Genomic DNA, 16,721 nt, shown 5'->3' on the forward strand with positions numbered 1-16,721 from the left:
ACCCCCGCCCCCGAAGGCTCCACCATCACCGTCTACTACTCCAGCGGCCTCATCGAAGTCCCCGAAGTCCTCGGCGAAAGCCAAGCAGTCGCCGAAGCACGACTAGAAGACGCAGGCTTCAAGGTCAACGCCGTTGGCCAGTACACCACCGAGGCGCCGGCCGGCACGGTGATCGAGCAGGTGCCGAGCTCAGGAACGCGCCGTGAACGTGGTTCCACGGTGACGATCGAGATCGCCCGCACACCCGAACCGGAGCCCACGCCGGAGCCGACGGAGACACCGACGCCGACGGAGACGCCGACGGAGACGCCGACGCCGACTGAAACGCCGACGTTCCCGTTCCCGACGGACACGCCGACCGACCCTCCGGACGACGAGTGAGCCTCGCCCGAGTCACCCGACCCCGATGGCACACCTCGAAGGGAACCTAGGGGACGCTGGCGACGCGTACCCGCGGTCTAGCGGCTGACCACCGGAGCGAGGCCGGCCGACCGTGCCACGGCGTCGGCCTCGCCACACACCTGCAGCCAGTTGGCGAGCATTCGGTGCCCGCCTTCGGTGAGGACGGACTCGGGGTGGAACTGCACGCCCTCGCAGGCCAGCTCGCGATGCCGGAGTGCCATCAGGACGCCTGATTCCGTACGCGCGGTGACCTCGAGAACGTCCGGCACCGACCCGGGCTCCACGGCGAGCGAGTGGTACCGGGTCGCGGTGAACGGATCGGGTAACCCGGCCAGGACTCCGACACCGGAGTGGTGGACCAGGCTGGTCTTGCCGTGCAGCAACTCGGGTGCGCGGGTCACTGATCCGCCGTAGGCGACCGCGATGGCCTGCAGACCGAGGCAGACGCCGAACACCGGGATCCGACCAGCGGCGTGGCGCACGACGTCGATGCACACCCCAGCCCGCTCAGGGGTGCCCGGGCCCGGAGACAGCAGGACGCCGGCGAACCCGTCGACGTCGCCCGGCACCAGGTCGTCGTTACGTCGTACCTCGCACTCGACCCCCAGCTGGTAGAGGTACTGAACGAGGTTGAAGACGAACGAGTCGTAGTTGTCGACGACGAGGATGCGTGCGGTCACCAGGCCATTGTGCTCGGCCGACCTACTCGTCAGACGGCTGGGCGTCCTTTCGTTCCTCGGCGTAGTCGAGGTTGAGCGGCCCGTCGAACGCGGGCACCTGGATGTTCGGGGACGTCTTCAACGACCAGCCAAGGTGGTATTTGGCCGCATAGTCGCGATAGATGTCGACTTCCGGCGATTCGCCAAGAGCTTCGACCATGCCTTCGGCGTCACCGATCGCCTCGATGTGGTACGGCGGCGAATAGACCCATCCGTTGATCCGGACGGTGTTGCCGACGCAGCGGACCGCCGAGGTCGAGATGACCCGCTGGCCCTGCAGGGTCACGGCCTCGGCCCCGCCCGCCCAGAGGGCGTTGACCACACCCTGGATGTCCTGCTGGTGGACGACGAGAGCGTCCGGGTCGACATCCTCCGAACGGCTGCTCACGGGCGCGTCGTCGAGGGTGACGCTCACGCCGGGTCCGGAGAGCGCGGTGAGGCCGGCCGCGGGAGCGAGCTGCTCCGCCTGCTTCTGCATGCTGTCGGCGTTGACGCCGCCGAGTTGGCTGTTGAGGAGGTCGTTGACCTCTTCTCGGAGTTCGGACCGGTCCGCGTCGAGGGTGCGGTTGCGTTGGACCTGGGCGCGGGCGAGGTCGGCGACGTCGGTCTGGCGTTCGGCACGCAGGTCGGTGCCGTCGGCGCTGACGGCGCTGGTCGCACCGAGGAACCCCGCCGCGCCGAACGTGGCGGCGGCGAGTAACCGGGTCATGATGCGGGTGGATCGGCTGGTCGGGTGCGCCGTGGTCTCGCTGGACCCGGCGGCTGGACGTGCCGGTGGCCCGGCCCGTTGCTCACCCACGTGCCCTCCGTCGTTGTCGCGGCAGCCGTGGAGACTACGCTAGCGGACATCGCGGTCAACTGACCCGAGCCCAAGACGTCACATGCGGAGGTCGGCGACGTGCCTGAGTCGCGCAACCGTAAGAAGCAGGCGTTCACGCCTCCACCCCGGAAGGCGGCCCCCAGCAGACTCCACGGTGGCCGCTGGGTGGCGCCGGTCATGTTGTTCTGCTTCCTGGCCGGTCTTGCGTGGATTGTGACGTTCTATCTCGCCGGCAGCCAGATCCCGGGCATGAGTGATCTCGGCAACTGGAACATCCTGGTGGGCATGGGCCTGATCACGATCGGCTTCGTCGTCGCCACTCAGTGGCAGTGACCGTGCAATGACAACGGTGTAGTTCTCCACCGCGCCGTCCCCAGCTGTGGACAACCTCCCGCCAAGGCAGCGTTCGAGGCTTCGTCCACACTCCCGGCGTACACCGCCCATAGGTCGCTGACCTGCGAAGATGTCCTATGCGAAGACGTGGTCACCGCGAGTTATCCCCAGTTTCCACAGGCTCCTGGGGAGAACTCCGTCTCCAGGTGGATGTGCTGGTCAGGACGTGAGTTGGGCGGTACGCCAGAGGATGAGGGCGAACGACGCGAGCAGAACCGCCGACAGGCCCAGGCCACGCAGTCCCGGCCGCCTGGGCATGTAGGCCAGGACCGCCGCGACGGCCATCCCGGCGACGAAGCCACCCAGGTGTGCCTGCCAGGACAGGAAGCTCCGGAACAGCACGTTGAGGACGATGTTGATCACCAGGACGCCGACGAACCAGCTCATGTCGGCCCGCAGCTTGCGGGCGAGCACGACCATCGCCCCGAACAGTCCGAACACCGCACCTGAGGCACCGACGACCGGGACGCCCGGCGGCGTGAACGCGTAGGCGACGGCCCCGCCGGCGATCGCCGAGATCACGTAGAGGTTCACGAACAGCTCGCGACCCAACAACTGCTCGAGCATCGGGCCCAGGATCCACAGCGAGAACATGTTGACCGCGAGATGCCAGATCTCGAGGTGGACGAACGCCGACGTGACGATGCGCCAGTAGCCGCCACCCGAGACACCCGGGACTTCGCCGCCGTTGACGCCGACGAACGAGTCGCCGCCCAGGAGCACGAGCCACTGGGACAACACCGGACCGAACAACAGCACCGCGACGAAGACGGCGACGTTGATCCCGATGATGACCTTGGTGGCTACCGCACCTTCACCGCGGACGACGCCACCGAAGCGCGTACGCGGCGCCCGCACGGTCCGCGCGCCCTCGCGTACGCATTCGACACACTGGAACCCGACGGCGGCCTGTCGCTGGCAGTCCGGGCAGATGTGACGCCCGCACCGCTGGCACCGGATGTAGGTCTCGCGTTCGGGATGCCGGAAGCAGGCCGGCTGCTCCTGCGGCGCCGAACTGCCACTCTCAGCTGGCTCGTCCGGTCGCGGGTGGTCGGTCATGGGACCTCCTTCGTCGGTCCCACGACCAAGGTGCTCTGCCTATTGCTGACCTCACTTCGTTCGGTCATCGCAGGCCGTCACGCCGCGCGGTGTTCGATCTCGACCGACTCGATGACCACGGTCTTGATCGGGCGGTCCATCGGCCCGGTCTCCACGGTGCTGATCCCGTCGACGACTCCCTGGCTCGCCGGGTCGGTGACCTCGCCGAAGATCGTGTGCTTGCCGTTGAGGTGCGGGGTCGGCCCCACGGTGATGAAGAACTGCGAGCCGTTGGTGTTGGGTCCGGCGTTCGCCATCGCCAGCAGGTAGGGCCGGTCGAAGCGCAGGTCGGGGTGGATCTCGTCGGCGAACCGGTAGCCGGGCCCGCCGGTGCCCGTCCCGACCGGGCAGCCTCCCTGGATCATGAAGCCCGGGATGACCCGATGGAACGTCAGTCCGTCGTAGAACCGCTTCGTCGTCTTCTCACCCGTCGAGGGGTCGACCCACTCGCGGTCACCCTCGGCAAGGCCGGCGAAGTTCTGCACGGTCTTCGGCGCGTGGTCGGGTAGCAGCTTGATCTGGATGTCGCCCGCCGAGGTCCGAAGTGTCGCGAAGGTCTCGTCCGTCACGAGAATGTCCCCTTGTCTGCAGCTCATTGCCGTCGAGTGCGATCCTTTCACGGCAACGTACAAGGTGGTTTCGGGGTGCCCTTTGCGCGAGGCCAGGTGTGCGGTGCCTGTGCGGTGGTATTCGGTCTGTGCTGCATGCGTCGGACAAGGTCCCTCATGGAGGGGCATGATCGGGAAGCAACGTGGGAAGGCATCACGCACGGGGTACCGGTACAGGAACCGACGGACCAGCCCACACTTCCAGCTGCGGGACGAGGAGGCGCAACCTGATGGGACGCCACAACAAACGGGGCGGCAAGGCCCCGAAGGCCCTGAACAAAGCCAACTTGGCCGCCGAGCACGCGTGGGAGAAGGTCAACCCGGCGATGACGAACGCACGGCAACGGATCGCTCCGGCTGTCGACGAGGCCAGGACCAGGATCGCGCCCGCGATGGACCATGCGCGAAACATCCTCGCCGAGGACGTCGCCCCCAAGGTGAGCACCGCCATGTCCTCGGCGGTGGCGGCCAGTGAGCCCTACCGTGCCGAGGCGAAGAGGCGGGGGACCGCCGCGGTCGCCGCGCTCAAGGGCGAGGTGGAGACCCGCCGGCGCAGGCGCCGCTGGCCCGGGCTGCTGTTCATCGCGGCGCTGGGCGCGGGTGCGGTGGCGGCGTACCGATATCTCAAGGGCGGTACGGACCGGCAGTGGGAGCCGATGCCGTCGACCACGCCGCCGTCGCGTTCGGACAGCGCCGGGCCGTCCGGGCCGAGTCGGGGTGCGGCGCAGGAGTCCGATCCGGCCGGCGCGGCACCTGACGAGGCGGTCGCTGACGAGGCGGCTACGAACCCGCCGCCGACCCGGCCGACCACCCCTGACAATCCGACGACCCACACCGAGACGGCCACGAGCGGCTCGTCCGAAGGCGGGGCGGTTCCTCCACAGAAGTCGGGGGACAGCGGGAGTGGAGCGAGGTCGGGTACGTCGTCGCCGAGTCAGGCCGCACGTCGGCGTTCGCCCCGCTCGTCCGGTTCCGGCGGGTCCGCTGGATCGGGTGGATCAGGCGGCGCCGGTGGGTCGAGTGGCCCCGGCAGGTCCGGAGGATCGACCGGTACCGGCGGGCGTTCGGCCGGCAACCGGAACCGCCCGAACAACGGCTGACTCCGCCGCCGGGACCTGACGGCAACGACAACGCTCCCGGGGACGCCTCGGCCCGGTGCGCACGGACCACACCCGGCCGACACAGTTCCCGAGTACGCCTCACGCGGGCGCTGGGATGGGCCCGTCGAGCAGCGGGTCACCGGTGGCGCGCTGCCAGCGGACGAGCGTGTCCGCCAGCTCGCGTTCGACATCGGCGACCTCGGGTTTCCCGGCGAGGTTGTCGCGTTCCCACGGGTCGGCCGTGAGGTCGTAGACCTCGACCGCGGCCCGCTCCACCAGGTGGGCGTCACCCATTCCGGCTCTGGTCGCGCTCGCTTCGATGTCGCGTGGAAGCAGGAGCCGTGGACCCGGCTCGGCGTTGTGGATGTACTTCCACCGATCCGTGCGTACGGCCCGCATCGGGTCGTACGCATCGTGGTAGGTCTTCTCCGCGAACACCTCCGCCCGCACCGGGATGTCGGAGCCCCGCAACCACGCCGCGTGGCTCACGCCGTGCAGGCCGGCCGGCTGCGCTCCACCGGCGAGGTCGATCAGCGTCGGCAGGACGTCGACGTGTGCGGCCAGCCGACTGGTGGGTTCGCGCCGGTACGCCGACCCGTCCGGTGGGCGCATGAGCAACGACACCTGGATGCCCGGGTCGTACAACGTCGACTTCGCACCCGGGAAGGCCATTCCGTGGTCGGTGGTGAAGACGATCCAGGTGCGGTCGAGCAGGCCTTCGGCGCGCAGAGTCTCGACGAGCCGGCCGACGGCCCGGTCGGCGACCCGGATCGATCCGTGGAACGCCGCGAGGTCCTCCCGGGTGTGCGGATTGTCCGGGAGGTACGCCGGGACGGAGACGGTCGCCGGGTCGTCCGGCGGATAGAGGTCGGCGGGGTAGGGGCGGTGGACCTCGAAGAAGCCCACGACAGCGAGGAACGGCTCGCGGCGCCGGTCGGGTGCCGCCAGCCACGTCGTCGCCTCGTCGACCACCGTGTCGGCGCGCTGCCAGCCGGTCGCGGGATCGCGCCCTTCGTACACCTCGTCATAGCCCAGTCGCGACGGGTCCTGTGACTCGTGCTGCATGCCGAAGTTCGCACTGTGGTAGCCGAGCCCACGCAGGTGCATCGGCATCGTCTCGATCCCGGGTGCGTACTCCCAGCCGAGATGCTGCAGGCCCATCATGCCGTTGGCGTGCGGGTAGCGGCCGGACATCAGCGCCGACCGTGCCGGGCTGCACAGCGGCGTGGCGCAGAACGCCCGATCGAAGCGCACGCCCTCGGCCGCGATCCGGTCGACGGCGGGGCTCGGAACGCCAGGCACGCCGTAGGTGCCGAGCCGGGTGCCGAGATCATGCCAGTGGACCAGGACGATGTTCGGTCGCTCGATCGAGGTCACGGACCGAGGCTAGCCGCCGGCGGCGGCATGGCGGCACCCCGGCAACGGGTTCACGGGCGCGTTCGATCAACATGGCCGGGTCATCGCGTGGTCGTGACCAGTCCCGATCCCGATCCGGGCGGCCGGATCGTCAGCGCGCGAGCCGGCCGAGCAGGGCGGACGCGGCGGTGATGCCGGCAACGGCCGCGACGACGAGCACCCCGAAGTCGAGCCAGAGGTTCGCGGGCGTACCGATCAGGAGCCCACGCAGGGCGTCGACCTCGTAACTCAGGGGGTTGGCGTGGGCGATCCAGCGCACCCAGTGCGGCATCACGTCGATCGGGTAGAGCGCGTTGGACGCGAAGAACAACGGCATCGTGATCGCCTGCCCGATCCCCATCAACCGGTCACGGTTGAGCACCAGCCCGGCGATCGTGAGCGACAGGCACGAGAAGAACGCCGCACCGAGGACCAGGGCGACGAACGCCCCGAGGATCCGCAGCGGGTTGGGGGTGAACGTCACGCCCAGCACCAGGGCGAGCAGCAGGACGATGACGCCCTGTACCGAGGCGCGAACGCCCGCCGCGAACGCCTTGCCGGTGACCAGCGCGGCCCGAGGCGTCGGCGTGACGAGCAGCTTCGCGAGGACACCCGCGTCGCGTTCCCAGATGATCTGGATGCCGTAGAAGATCGCGATGAACAACGCCGACTGGGCGAGGATCCCGGGGGCGAGATAGTCGAGGTACGGCACGTCCCCGGTGGGGATGACCCGCAGCTGGCTGAACGTCGTACCGAAGATCGTGAGCCACAACGCCGGCTGGATCACCCGCGTGACGAGCTCGGTGCGGTCGTGGCGGAGCTTCTGCAGTTCGAGCAGGCACAGGGTCGCGACCCGGCTGGGCAGCCGCCATCCGAGCGAGCGCCCGGCGATGCGGGCCTCAGCCGAGTCGGCGGGCGGTGCGGCGGGTGCTGCGTACGGCACGGAACCCCCCTTCCGGGTTGTCGTTGTCGGTGAAGGTGTCGCCGGCGTGGTGGCGGAACACGTCCTCGAGCGACGCGTCCGGACCGAGGGCGGCCTTCAGCTCGGCCGGTGCCCCGACGGCGCGGAGCCTGCCCAGGTGCATGAGACCGAGCCGGTCACACATCTGGTCGGCCTCGTCCATGTAGTGCGTGGTGACGAGGACGGTCGTGCCGGTGTCGGCACGGAGTTCTGCGACGCGCTCCCAGACGGTGCCGCGGGCGATCGGGTCGAGGCCGATGGTCGGCTCGTCGAGGACCAGCAGGCGCGGCCGGTTGATGAGAGCCTGGGCCAGTTCGAGCCGGCGGATCATGCCACCGGAGTACGTACCGGCGAGCCGGTCGGCCGCGTCCTGCAGACCCATGACCTCCAGCGACTCGTCGACCTGGCGGCGGCGGTCGCGGCGAGGTACGTCGAAGAGTCGGGCGAACAGCATGACGTTCTCACGGCCGGTGAGGGCGGCGTCGGCGGACAGCTGTTGGGGCACGTAACCGAGGAGCCGACGGATGGCGATCTTGCGGTGGCGCACGTCGTAGCCGAAGACGCTGGCCTCGCCTTCCTGGACCGGCAGCAGGGTCGTGAGGACGCGGAGCGTGGTGGTCTTGCCGGCACCGTTGGGTCCGAGGAGGCCGAACACTTCGCCCCTGCGTACGTCCAGGTCGAGGTCGGCGACGGCCACCTGCTCCTTGAAGCGGTAGGTGAGGCCACGGATGACCACCGCGAACGCGCCGTCCTCGTTTGTGGGGGCCGCATCGCTGGTGATGAGGGTGTCGTCGGTCACTGGCTGCCCCCTCGTATTGCTTCCTGGGCGGACTTGGTGGCTGCCTTCGTGGCGCCTGTGGGGCCGGTGGGGCCGGTGGTCGCCTCGAGGTGGTTGGTGAGGGCGGCGAGAGCGGGTACGACGGCGGCGAGGACGGCGCGCTGGTCGGCGGGCAGGGTCCGCAGGGCCGCCGCGACGGCATGGCTGCGGCGGTCGCGCCAGGCTCCGAGCCGTCCCTCCGCCGCAGCGGTGAGCTGAAGGCGGGCCACCCGACGATCGCTGGCGTCGGCGTCCCGGCGCAGTAGCTCGGCCGCGGAGAGCTGGCGGACGAGTGTGCTCACCGTGTTGGGTGCGACCCGCAACGTGGCGGCGGCGTTCGCGACCGAGATGCCTGGTTCGCGGCGGACGAGGCGTAGCAGTTCAGCCTGTGCGCCGGTCAGCGGCCCGAACGGCCAGTCGGGACCGCAGCGCAGCAGACCACGACGGAGTGCGCCGATGCCGCTCAGGAGCTCCTCGGCGAGTGTCAGTTCGGCTTCGTCCTCGAGGGTCGGGGAGGGCTCTCTCGAGGTGTCAGCCACCGCGGCCTGCTCGAGGGGGGTGCCCTCGATCGCTTCCTGGACCGGAGCCTCGTTGGGTACCGATGACACCACCCCCGCAGAATAGCTCTGTCGCAGAGGTATTGCGAGAGAACTGCGGGCCCATTGGCGCAGGGCGCTCCCCACGCGAAAGCGTCGGGTCGAGATCAGCGGGAGTCGAGTGCCAGGCGCACGGCGAGGCCACCGAAGATTGCCGCCGAGGCGCGGTCGAGCCACCGGCGGACACCGGTACGCCGCAGCACCTGCTCGGAGAGTGCTCCGGCCGCCACTCCTGCCGACGCGTCGACGGCCAACCCGACCACGATGAACGTCCCGCCAAGCACCAGGAACTGCATAGTCGCCGGCCAACTGCCCGCACCGGTCGTGAGGAACTGTGGGAAGAACGCGAGGTAGAAGAGGATCACCTTCGGGTTCGCGAGGTTCGTCAACACAGCCATCGCATAGACGCGGGACACCGATCGGGGGCGCTCGAGCCGCTCGACCGTCATCGCCTGGCGCGTACGACTCGAACGCCATGTGGTCACGGCGAGGTAGACGAGGAAAACCGCGCCCGCGATGCGTACGCCCTCCAGGAGGGTCGGTGCCGCCTGCATCAACGCGCCCAGACCCAACGCGGCCGCCACCGTGTGGCACGCCAGCCCGGTCGACATGCCGAGCGCCGCGACCACGCCAGCCCGGCGGCCACCGGTGATGGCGTTGGCGACGATGAAGAGCATGTCGGGGCCGGGTGCGAGACTGACGAGGGCGACGGCGACGACGAATCCGATGAGCAGCGCATGGTTCATGCGCCCATCCTCTCCGACTGCCCCGACAACCCGACTGCCCCGACAACCCGACTGCAGACAATGGCCCATGTGACCTCAGCGACGAACCGGAGGTCGTACCCGCGCAGCCGGAGTGGCTCACACAGGGCCGGTCGCTGCGGGCCGAAGTCCTTCTGGCGTTGGAGTTGTGGCGCGACAACCTGGCGTTCCGCGACGTCCTGCGTACGCATCCAGACGCCGTCGCGGAATATGCGGCCGCCAAGCAAGCGGCCATCCGCCGGGAGAGCCGACTGCGGGCGTACGCGGCGGCCAAGGCCCGGACCGTGCGGGCACTCCTCGAGCGCGCACGGCCATCGTCTCGACGTTTCAGGCGGAGATTGCTTTCAGGCTGAGATTTGCCTCGTCGCTAAGGAAGGTGTGCCGAGTCGTCGTGTTCGATGATGTTGATGAGCATGCCGCCAGGTGCCCGGACGAAGAACCGCACCCTGCCGTCCGGCTCATGCGTCAGCGGGTAGGCGATGTCGTAGTCACGGAACTTCGCCTCTTCGTACGCCTCGCGTGCGTCGGGCACGTGAATGGAGATCGCCGGTCCGTCGTCCTGTGTCAGTTGGACCTGCGCCAGAGGATTGTCGCGCGAGCGGAGGTTGACGACTCCACGATGGTCGAAACCCATGCGTAGGCCGAGGAACTCGATCAGGAAGTCCCGGGTCGCGTCGGTGCTGTCGACCCGCAGGTTGGGGACAATCGCGGTGACTTTCATTGGCGGATGCTATCCGCCGGAGGCACCCACGTCGGTAACGTTCCGACGCATGGACATCGGAGTGGAGGCACTTCGCGAGGCAACCGAGGAAGCGGTGGAATGCTTCGCCCGGCTGTTGCCACAACTGTCCTCGTCCGCGCCTTCCCTGACCCGCGCCAGCCTCGAGAAGATCATCGCGTGTCCCACGAATACCGTGCTCGCGGCGCGAGGCGACGGACGCCTGGTGGGCGCGCTGACCCTGGTCATGATCCCGATTCCTACCGGGGTACGTGCTTGGATCGAGGATGTCGTCGTCGACACCGACATGCGCGGCGTGGGCATCGGTGCGGCTCTCACATCGGAGGCCGTACGGATCGGCAGCGGAGGCAGGCGCCCGGACAGTCGACCTGACGTCGCGCCCGTCGCGGGCGTCGGCGATCCGACTGTACGAACGGGTCGGCTTCGTCCGGCGGGACACCAATGTCTACCGATTCACTGTTGGATCGTGATTTCTGCTGTCTCACAAGGGTTCTGCTAGCGACGCGGTTCTTCGCTCACCTGCTCACGTATCGCTGACGGGCACCCCCGCGCCGACGGGAAATTGCCGTGTGGTCCGGAATCATCCCCGGCGAACCCTGTCGATCCGACGGCCCGTCATTCGTATAAGAGGTGTGAGTAGGGCCGGCATCACGGCTACGAAACACGCCCAGCGCCTCAAGAGCGCGCCGAAGGAGGAGGACAAAATGGCGAAATACCTGCTCAGCATCTACCAACCCGATGGTGATCCACCGCCGCCCGAGGTCCTCGAGCCGATCATGCGGAACATCGAGGCGGTCAACGCCGAACTTCGGGCAGCCGGCGCCTGGGTGTTCTCCGGCGGCCTGCACTCTCCGGGTGCCGCGACCGTGGTGCGACTCCAGGACGACGACGTGCTCACGACCGACGGCCCCTACACCGAGGGCAAGGAACACATCGGCGGATTCACCGTCATCGAGGCGCCGGATCTCGACGCCGCGCTCGAGTGGGGCCGCAAGCTCGCCCGGGCGATCACGCTCCCGATCGAGGTGTGGCCGATGCGGTACGGAACCTGCACGTGAGATGCCGGTGACGCCCGACCCACCGGACGCACCCGACCCACCGGTGTCCGCCGCCGAGATCGGCCGCGTCTTCCGTGAGGAGCACGGCCGTGCGGTCGCCGTCCTGGTGCGCGTCTTCGGTGACATCGACATCGCCGAGGACGCGGTCCAGGACGCCTTCGCCGCGGCCGTCCAACGATGGCCGGACACCGGGCTCCCCCCGAGCCCCGCGGGATGGATTATCACCACGGCCCGCAACCGGGCGATCGACCGGCTCCGCCGGGAGTCCTCACGTGAGGACCGCCACGCCCAAGCCGCCCTGCTCCACGCCCGCGACGAGTCTTCGGGCTACGCCGAGGAGGGACCAGTGCACGACGACCGGCTACGCCTGATCTTCACCTGCTGCCACCCGGCGCTCGCCACCAGCGTCCAGGTGGCGTTGACGCTCCGGCTGCTGGGCGGGCTCACCACGGCGGAGGTCGCCCACGCGTTTTTCGTACCCGAGCCGACCATGGCGCAGCGACTGGTTCGCGCCAAGGGCAAGATCCGCGACGCCAGGATCCCGTACCGCGTCCCCCGCGATGCCGACCTTCCCGACCGGCTCCGTTCCGTACTCGCAGTCGTCTATCTCGTCTTCAACGAGGGCTACACCGCGAGCTCGGGCGACCGGCTCGTGCGCGAGGACCTCTGCGGTGAGGCCATCCGGCTCGGCCGGGTGCTCGCCGACCTCATGCCCGACGAACCGGAGGTCATCGGCCTGCTCGCGCTGATGCTGCTGATCGAGTCACGGCGCACCACCCGTACGACAACGGACGGCGACCTGGTGCTGCTCGCTGCCCAGGACCGCGGACGCTGGGACCGTGAGCTGATCGCCGAGGGTCAGTCCCTCGTACGACAGTGCCTCCGGCGCAACCAGCCCGGTCCGTACCAGATCCAGGCGGCGATCAACGCCGTCCACAGCGAGGCGACCACCGCCGAAAACACGGACTGGGCGCAGATCCTCCAGCTGTACGACCATCTGCTGGCGCTGACCCCCACGCCGGTCGTCGCGCTCAACCGCGCCGTCGCGGTGGCCGAGGTCGAAGGGCCCGCGGCCGCACTCGCCCTGGTCGACGGCCTCGGTCTTGAGCGCTACCACATGTTCCACGCCATCCGCGCCGATCTTCTCCGCCGCCTGGGCCGCACCGTTGAGGCCGCGCAGGCGTACGACGCCGCGATCGCCCATACCCAGAACGCCGCCGAGCGCACCTTCCTCCAGCGCAGCCGGCAGACGCTCGCCTGACGGTCGCCTGACGCACGGATCCACGTGAGGTATGAAGGGAAGAGGGGGTGTCGCGGTATGCCTGGCGTGCAAAAGCGGTCAGAGGACCCGGCGGAACGAATCCGTGAGATCGAGGCGATGTTGGCCGCGATTACGGCATTCGAGGTCACCATGCTCGATATGTCCGGACGTATCGCCAGTTGGAGTGCTGGTGGGGAAGCCCTGACCGGCTACACGGCGGCGGAGGTCCTCGGCCAGCCCGCCTCGATGTTCTACGCCGATGACGACCGGCCCGAGATCGAGCGCCGCCTGCGGACCGCGCAGGACGTCGGCCGGTCGGAGTTCCAGGGATGGCGTTGGCGCAAGGACGGCGACAAGTACTGGGCCGGTGTGGTTCTCGCGCCGGTTCGCCGCGACACCGGTGAATTGACCGGGTTCGTCTCGGTCACCCGTGACGAGACCGAACGCCGCGACATCGAGGAACGCCAACAGCGGCAACGGGATGAGATCCTCGAGCTGTCGACGCCGGTCGTCCAGGTCTGGGACGACGTACTCGTCCTCCCCATCATCGGCACCCTCGACTCTCGCCGCGCGGCCCGCCTGACCGAAGGGCTGCTGGCGACGATCGCCGAGACGCAGGCGAAGGTCATCATCCTGGAGGTCACCGGCGTACCCACCATCGACTCCGTCCTCGCCCAGCACCTGCTCAACACGGTTCGCGCAGTCGCCCTGATGGGCACGGTGAGCATCCTGAGCGGCGTACGTGCGGAGGTGGCCCAATCCATGGTGAACCTCGGCGTCGACCTCGGGCAGCTCCGGTCGCGCTCGACCCTGCGTGACGCCCTGCAGTTGGCGTTGCGGTTGTTGGAGGACCAGCCGAGTACGCCCGGCAGCGGGCATCCGGGCGGCGACGACGCGGAGCGGTTCGGCCTCGGCCACAGCACAGAGCGGCCCTCGTGGCCGGGAGGCGTCTGATCCCAGGACGTTCGGGGGCTTATGTCGACTGGCGTCACCAGCCCCGTGGTCTGCACATCCGGCGTACGCAGGACTGTCGGCGACCCGTGCCAGACTTCGCCGGCATGCGCACCGCGCTGGTTCCACCCCGCCTCGAGCACGGGGACCGCGTCCGCTTCGTTTCGCCGGCCAGTCCGCCGACCCGCGATGGGGTCAAGCGCGGCGAGGAACTGCTGACGGGCTGGGGACTCAGGGTCGAGATCGGCGAGCACGCCTTCGATCAGGTGGGTTATCTCGCGGGAGCGGACGAGGATCGTCTGGCCGACCTGAACGAGGCCATTCGCGACCCGGGCGTTCGCGCGATCTTCGCGACCACGGGCGGCAAGGGTGCCTACCGGATCGCCGGTGACCTCGACTTCGCCGCCGCCCGACGCGACCCGAAGCCCCTTGTCGGATTCAGCGACATCACGCACCTGCATCTCGCGTTGTGGCGGCGGTGCCGGCTGGTCGGCCTGAGCGGCCCGTTCGTCAACTGGTACGACGAATACACCGGGCCGGCATCGGCGGAGTCGCTGCGGCGGGCGCTGATGACGACCGACCCCATCACGGTCCACCAGGACCCGGCCGAACCCACCGCCGCGGTCACGGTCGAGGGCAGCGCCAGCGGTTTCCTCATGGGCGGGAACCTCAGCGAGGTCCGCGGCGAAGTCGGCGTCGAGCTGCCCAGCCTCGACGGCGCCATCCTGTTCATCGAGGACGTCAAAGGCACGGGGCTCGGCCAGGTCGACCGGGAACTCACCCAGCTCATGAAGTCAGGCTCATTCGACGGGCTCCGCGGAGTCGCGGTCGGGCAGTTCCCGGGTTTCGAGGAGACGGTTCGAGGAGGGTGGACGATCATCGACGTACTCCGTGACCGGCTCACCAGGCTTGGCGTTCCCGTCCTCGGCGGGCTGCCTATCGGTCACGCGCACAACCCGCATCTGCCCACCCTGCCGCTCGGCACCAACGCCACCGTCGACACGGCGGCCGGCACCCTGACGGTCGCCGCAGGTGTGCGGTAGCCCGGACCACGACCTAACGAGTGGGCCGCTCGGCGGCGAGGGCGACCCTTCTGGTCGCGGTGACGTAGCGATTCGTCACCCAGTCCTGGATCCGTCGGATCACCGGGTCGCCGAAGCGGCTCAACGGATTCGCCGGACGGGAGAACGCGGTCACCTCCAGGACCACGGAGCCATCGGGCTGGCGCGACACCACGAAGGACTCCTCGCCGGACTCGGGATGGCCGGGCAGGGTCCCATAGGCGAAACCCCGCCGATTCTCCTCGCGTACGACATAGATCACCCGGCACGGCGCCACGACTCCGACGTTGCCGACGCCGAACACGACCGCGACAACGGCGTCAGACTGCGCGACAGGATGGCTCGGGTGGACGCGAAGGCCCGCACCCCGATGCAGCTGCCAGGACAGGACGGCCTGCCCGCAGCGCTCGAAGACGTCGTCCCCGTGCCCCAGTTCTGCCCTCCGGACCACATGCCGGTAGCCGGCCGGTAGCTCGCTCGCGGTGGCGCCGACCTCCGGGTAGGTCACCTCAGCCTCGGCGAGTTCCGCGAGTGGTGGAACGCGCAGCATCACCCACACACCACCAGTCTTGCCGAAACAGGGTCGTAGGGTCTGGTGCATGGCATCTCTCGTACGACACGTGACCATCGACTGCGCCGACGCCTACCAGCTGGCGTCGTTCTGGGCGAAGGTCCTCGACAGTGCGGTTTCCGACGAGGACAAGCCGGGTGACTCTGAAGCGCTGGTCACCACGACGGGCGCCGCCTTGCTGTTCGTCACCGTGCCCGAGCCCAAGGGCGTAAAGAACCGGGTGCACCTGGATCTCCAGCCGCGGGACCGCACCCGCGACGAGGAGGTGGAGCGGCTGCTTGCCCTGGGCGCGACGCTGGTCGGCGACCACCGCGTGCCGGACGGCAGGGGTTGGGTGACCCTCGCCGATATCGAGGGGAACGAGTTCTGCGTGGAGCGCGGCGCCGCCGAGCGTTCTGGCTGATCGCTGCGTTCGACACCCTTCGGCGGCGACCTGAGGGAGTGGAGTCATGACCCTCACGCGGGGACACGTTGCTGGACTTCAGGGATCGCACCGGTAACACTCTCCCCGTGGCGATGATCCTTCCTGCCCAGGACGACTGCTCGTTCTGCGTCTTCCTGCTCGGGCACCGCCCGTACACCATCCTGGAGCGCTCCGCCACGGTAGCCCTCCTGGTCACGAGGGAGCAGCGCGGTATCGGCCACCTGCTGGCGATTCCGACTGCTCACCGGCCCACCATGCTCGACCTCCAACCAGACGAGTTCGCGCCGCTGCTGGAACTGACCCAGCGGGCAACGGCCGCGATAGTAGGAGCCTTCGACGTCGAAGGCGTAGCCGTGTGGCAGAACAACGGCGTGTCAGCGCGCCAGTCCGTTCCGCACCTGCACATTCACGTGGCCGGGACGTTGCCCGGCGGAGGAACGGAGTGGGGCGAGGTCCCCAGACTTTCGATCGCCGAGACCGACGGCATCGCAGATCGGCTGCGCCCCCACCTCTCGCCGGGCACGAACTCACCGAAGCACAGAGAGTTCGCCGTCTGACATCTCGTCGGGAGAGTGCATGCCGGATCCCGTCATCGGTCGGCTGCTGCTGATCACCGGAGCCAGCGCCGCCGGCAAGACGACCGTGGGCCACGAAGTTGCCTCGTTGCTGTCACGAGCCGTGCACATCGACGGCGACGCCATGCAGCGCTTCGTCGTCTCCGGCGCCGTGCCGATGGATGTGCCACCGCCACCAGGAGCCGTTGAGCAGTTGACGTTGCGCTACGCAGCTGCCATGACCGTGTCCAGCCTGTACCGCCGAGCCGGCTTCGACGCCGTGATCACCGACAACGTATTCGAAGCCGAGACGGCCGCCGAAATCGTCGACCGGCTTGACGAAACCGCAGTCACGCAACGCGAGCTGCTCGTGCGCGTGAACGCGCCCGAACGGACGACATCGTGACGCGGGCAATCACGCTGGGGAGA

Annotated in this window: 23 protein-coding genes; 12 read left to right on the forward strand and 11 right to left on the reverse strand. The window is 68.8% G+C overall.

All coding sequences use genetic code 11. The features are described from left to right. Nucleotides 1-381 (forward strand): PASTA domain-containing protein (locus ABN028_RS29505; protein ID WP_349330299.1); only part of this gene is annotated, 381 nt, incomplete at its 5' end. A gap of 77 nt (nucleotides 382-458) precedes the next feature. On the opposite strand, the gene ABN028_RS29510 is transcribed toward ABN028_RS29505, so the two are convergent. Together ABN028_RS29510 and ABN028_RS29515 are read right to left on the reverse strand one after the other, a co-directional pair. Next, nucleotides 459-1,082 (reverse strand): aminodeoxychorismate/anthranilate synthase component II, encoded by a 624-nt coding sequence (locus tag ABN028_RS29510; protein ID WP_349330300.1) that lies wholly within the window; start codon nucleotides 1,080-1,082, stop codon nucleotides 459-461. A gap of 22 nt (nucleotides 1,083-1,104) precedes the next feature. Then, on the reverse strand, nucleotides 1,105-1,920 hold the full coding sequence (locus tag ABN028_RS29515; protein WP_349330301.1) for a DUF881 domain-containing protein: 816 nt from the start codon (nucleotides 1,918-1,920) through the stop codon (nucleotides 1,105-1,107). Nucleotides 1,921-2,019: 99 nt separating this feature from the next. Between ABN028_RS29515 and ABN028_RS29520 the strand changes: the two genes are divergently transcribed. Next, nucleotides 2,020-2,274 (forward strand): cell division protein CrgA, encoded by a 255-nt coding sequence (locus tag ABN028_RS29520; protein WP_349330302.1) that lies wholly within the window; start codon nucleotides 2,020-2,022, stop codon nucleotides 2,272-2,274. Between the two features lie 219 nt (nucleotides 2,275-2,493). Here the strand turns inward: ABN028_RS29520 and ABN028_RS29525 are convergent, their stop codons facing one another. Beyond that, nucleotides 2,494-3,393, reverse strand: a complete 900-nt coding sequence (locus tag ABN028_RS29525; RefSeq protein ID WP_349330303.1) for a rhomboid family intramembrane serine protease — start codon at nucleotides 3,391-3,393, stop codon at nucleotides 2,494-2,496. A gap of 77 nt (nucleotides 3,394-3,470) precedes the next feature. Further along, entirely contained in the window at nucleotides 3,471-4,001 is a 531-nt protein-coding gene (locus ABN028_RS29530) for a peptidylprolyl isomerase (RefSeq protein ID WP_349330304.1), read from the reverse strand. Nucleotides 4,002-4,270: 269 nt separating this feature from the next. Here ABN028_RS29530 and ABN028_RS29535 point away from each other — a divergent pair, with 269 nt between their 5' ends. Next, nucleotides 4,271-5,140: a DUF5324 family protein gene (locus ABN028_RS29535; RefSeq protein ID WP_349330305.1), complete on the forward strand. Its 870-nt coding sequence runs from the start codon at nucleotides 4,271-4,273 to the stop codon at nucleotides 5,138-5,140. Between the two features lie 99 nt (nucleotides 5,141-5,239). On the opposite strand, the gene ABN028_RS29540 is transcribed toward ABN028_RS29535, so the two are convergent. The 5 genes from ABN028_RS29540 to ABN028_RS29560 all read right to left on the reverse strand — a co-directional run bounded on the left by ABN028_RS29540 (nucleotide 5,240) and on the right by ABN028_RS29560 (nucleotide 9,655). Next, nucleotides 5,240-6,517 carry a sulfatase family protein gene (locus ABN028_RS29540; RefSeq protein WP_349698874.1) on the reverse strand — a complete coding sequence of 426 codons (1,278 nt, stop codon included), beginning with the start codon at nucleotides 6,515-6,517 and terminating at the stop codon, nucleotides 5,240-5,242. 130 nt (nucleotides 6,518-6,647) lie between these two features. Further along, the gene (locus tag ABN028_RS29545; RefSeq protein ID WP_349330307.1) at nucleotides 6,648-7,478 is read right to left on the reverse strand and encodes an ABC transporter permease; all 831 of its coding nucleotides are present in this window, start codon (nucleotides 7,476-7,478) and stop codon (nucleotides 6,648-6,650) included. Beyond that, nucleotides 7,435-8,295 (reverse strand): ATP-binding cassette domain-containing protein, encoded by an 861-nt coding sequence (locus ABN028_RS29550; RefSeq protein ID WP_349698875.1) that lies wholly within the window; start codon nucleotides 8,293-8,295, stop codon nucleotides 7,435-7,437. Before ABN028_RS29550 ends, ABN028_RS29545 begins: the two co-directional genes overlap by 44 nt. Next, on the reverse strand, nucleotides 8,292-8,924 hold the full coding sequence (locus tag ABN028_RS29555) for a MarR family winged helix-turn-helix transcriptional regulator (RefSeq protein ID WP_349698876.1): 633 nt from the start codon (nucleotides 8,922-8,924) through the stop codon (nucleotides 8,292-8,294). Before ABN028_RS29555 ends, ABN028_RS29550 begins: the two co-directional genes overlap by 4 nt. A gap of 92 nt (nucleotides 8,925-9,016) precedes the next feature. Next, nucleotides 9,017-9,655 (reverse strand): LysE family translocator, encoded by a 639-nt coding sequence (locus ABN028_RS29560; protein ID WP_349698877.1) that lies wholly within the window; start codon nucleotides 9,653-9,655, stop codon nucleotides 9,017-9,019. 164 nt (nucleotides 9,656-9,819) lie between these two features. Between ABN028_RS29560 and ABN028_RS35530 the strand changes: the two genes are divergently transcribed. After that, entirely contained in the window at nucleotides 9,820-10,026 is a 207-nt protein-coding gene (locus ABN028_RS35530; RefSeq protein WP_502879225.1) for a GrpB family protein, read from the forward strand. Nucleotides 10,027-10,040: 14 nt separating this feature from the next. Here ABN028_RS35530 and ABN028_RS29565 read toward each other — a convergent pair whose 3' ends face one another. Continuing rightward, nucleotides 10,041-10,394, reverse strand: a complete 354-nt coding sequence (locus tag ABN028_RS29565) for a VOC family protein (protein WP_349330311.1) — start codon at nucleotides 10,392-10,394, stop codon at nucleotides 10,041-10,043. A 49-nt stretch (nucleotides 10,395-10,443) separates the two neighbouring features. Here ABN028_RS29565 and ABN028_RS29570 point away from each other — a divergent pair, with 49 nt between their 5' ends. From ABN028_RS29570 to ABN028_RS29590, 5 genes are all read left to right on the forward strand, one after another. Further along, nucleotides 10,444-10,911 carry a GNAT family N-acetyltransferase gene (locus tag ABN028_RS29570; RefSeq protein WP_349698878.1) on the forward strand — a complete coding sequence of 156 codons (468 nt, stop codon included), beginning with the start codon at nucleotides 10,444-10,446 and terminating at the stop codon, nucleotides 10,909-10,911. 205 nt (nucleotides 10,912-11,116) lie between these two features. Next, the gene (locus ABN028_RS29575) at nucleotides 11,117-11,470 is read left to right on the forward strand and encodes a YciI family protein (RefSeq protein WP_349330313.1); all 354 of its coding nucleotides are present in this window, start codon (nucleotides 11,117-11,119) and stop codon (nucleotides 11,468-11,470) included. 7 nt (nucleotides 11,471-11,477) lie between these two features. Then, a complete protein-coding gene (locus ABN028_RS29580) occupies nucleotides 11,478-12,731 on the forward strand; it encodes an RNA polymerase sigma factor (RefSeq protein WP_349698879.1) in 1,254 nt (417 codons plus the stop codon). A 57-nt stretch (nucleotides 12,732-12,788) separates the two neighbouring features. Beyond that, nucleotides 12,789-13,685 (forward strand): PAS domain S-box protein, encoded by an 897-nt coding sequence (locus tag ABN028_RS29585; RefSeq protein WP_349330315.1) that lies wholly within the window; start codon nucleotides 12,789-12,791, stop codon nucleotides 13,683-13,685. 104 nt (nucleotides 13,686-13,789) lie between these two features. Next, nucleotides 13,790-14,725 carry a S66 peptidase family protein gene (locus ABN028_RS29590; RefSeq protein WP_349698880.1) on the forward strand — a complete coding sequence of 312 codons (936 nt, stop codon included), beginning with the start codon at nucleotides 13,790-13,792 and terminating at the stop codon, nucleotides 14,723-14,725. 13 nt (nucleotides 14,726-14,738) lie between these two features. Here ABN028_RS29590 and ABN028_RS29595 read toward each other — a convergent pair whose 3' ends face one another. Then, nucleotides 14,739-15,344, reverse strand: coding sequence for a DUF1990 domain-containing protein (locus tag ABN028_RS29595; RefSeq protein WP_349698881.1), 606 nt, complete (start codon nucleotides 15,342-15,344; stop codon nucleotides 14,739-14,741). Between ABN028_RS29595 and ABN028_RS29600 the strand changes: the two genes are divergently transcribed. The 3 genes from ABN028_RS29600 (at nucleotide 15,343) to ABN028_RS29610 (ending at nucleotide 16,698) form a co-directional block, all read left to right on the forward strand. Then, nucleotides 15,343-15,717: a VOC family protein gene (locus ABN028_RS29600; protein ID WP_349698882.1), complete on the forward strand. Its 375-nt coding sequence runs from the start codon at nucleotides 15,343-15,345 to the stop codon at nucleotides 15,715-15,717. The two genes, ABN028_RS29595 and ABN028_RS29600, sit on opposite strands and share 2 nt — an antisense overlap. A 113-nt stretch (nucleotides 15,718-15,830) precedes the next feature. After that, nucleotides 15,831-16,295 (forward strand): HIT family protein, encoded by a 465-nt coding sequence (locus ABN028_RS29605; RefSeq protein WP_349698908.1) that lies wholly within the window; start codon nucleotides 15,831-15,833, stop codon nucleotides 16,293-16,295. A 19-nt stretch (nucleotides 16,296-16,314) separates the two neighbouring features. Further along, nucleotides 16,315-16,698 (forward strand): hypothetical protein, encoded by a 384-nt coding sequence (locus ABN028_RS29610; RefSeq protein WP_349698883.1) that lies wholly within the window; start codon nucleotides 16,315-16,317, stop codon nucleotides 16,696-16,698. Nucleotides 16,699-16,721: the final 23 nt, after the last annotated feature.

This window comes from Actinopolymorpha sp. B17G11, assembly GCF_040196095.1.
Lineage (GTDB): Bacteria > Actinomycetota > Actinomycetes > Propionibacteriales > Actinopolymorphaceae > Thermasporomyces.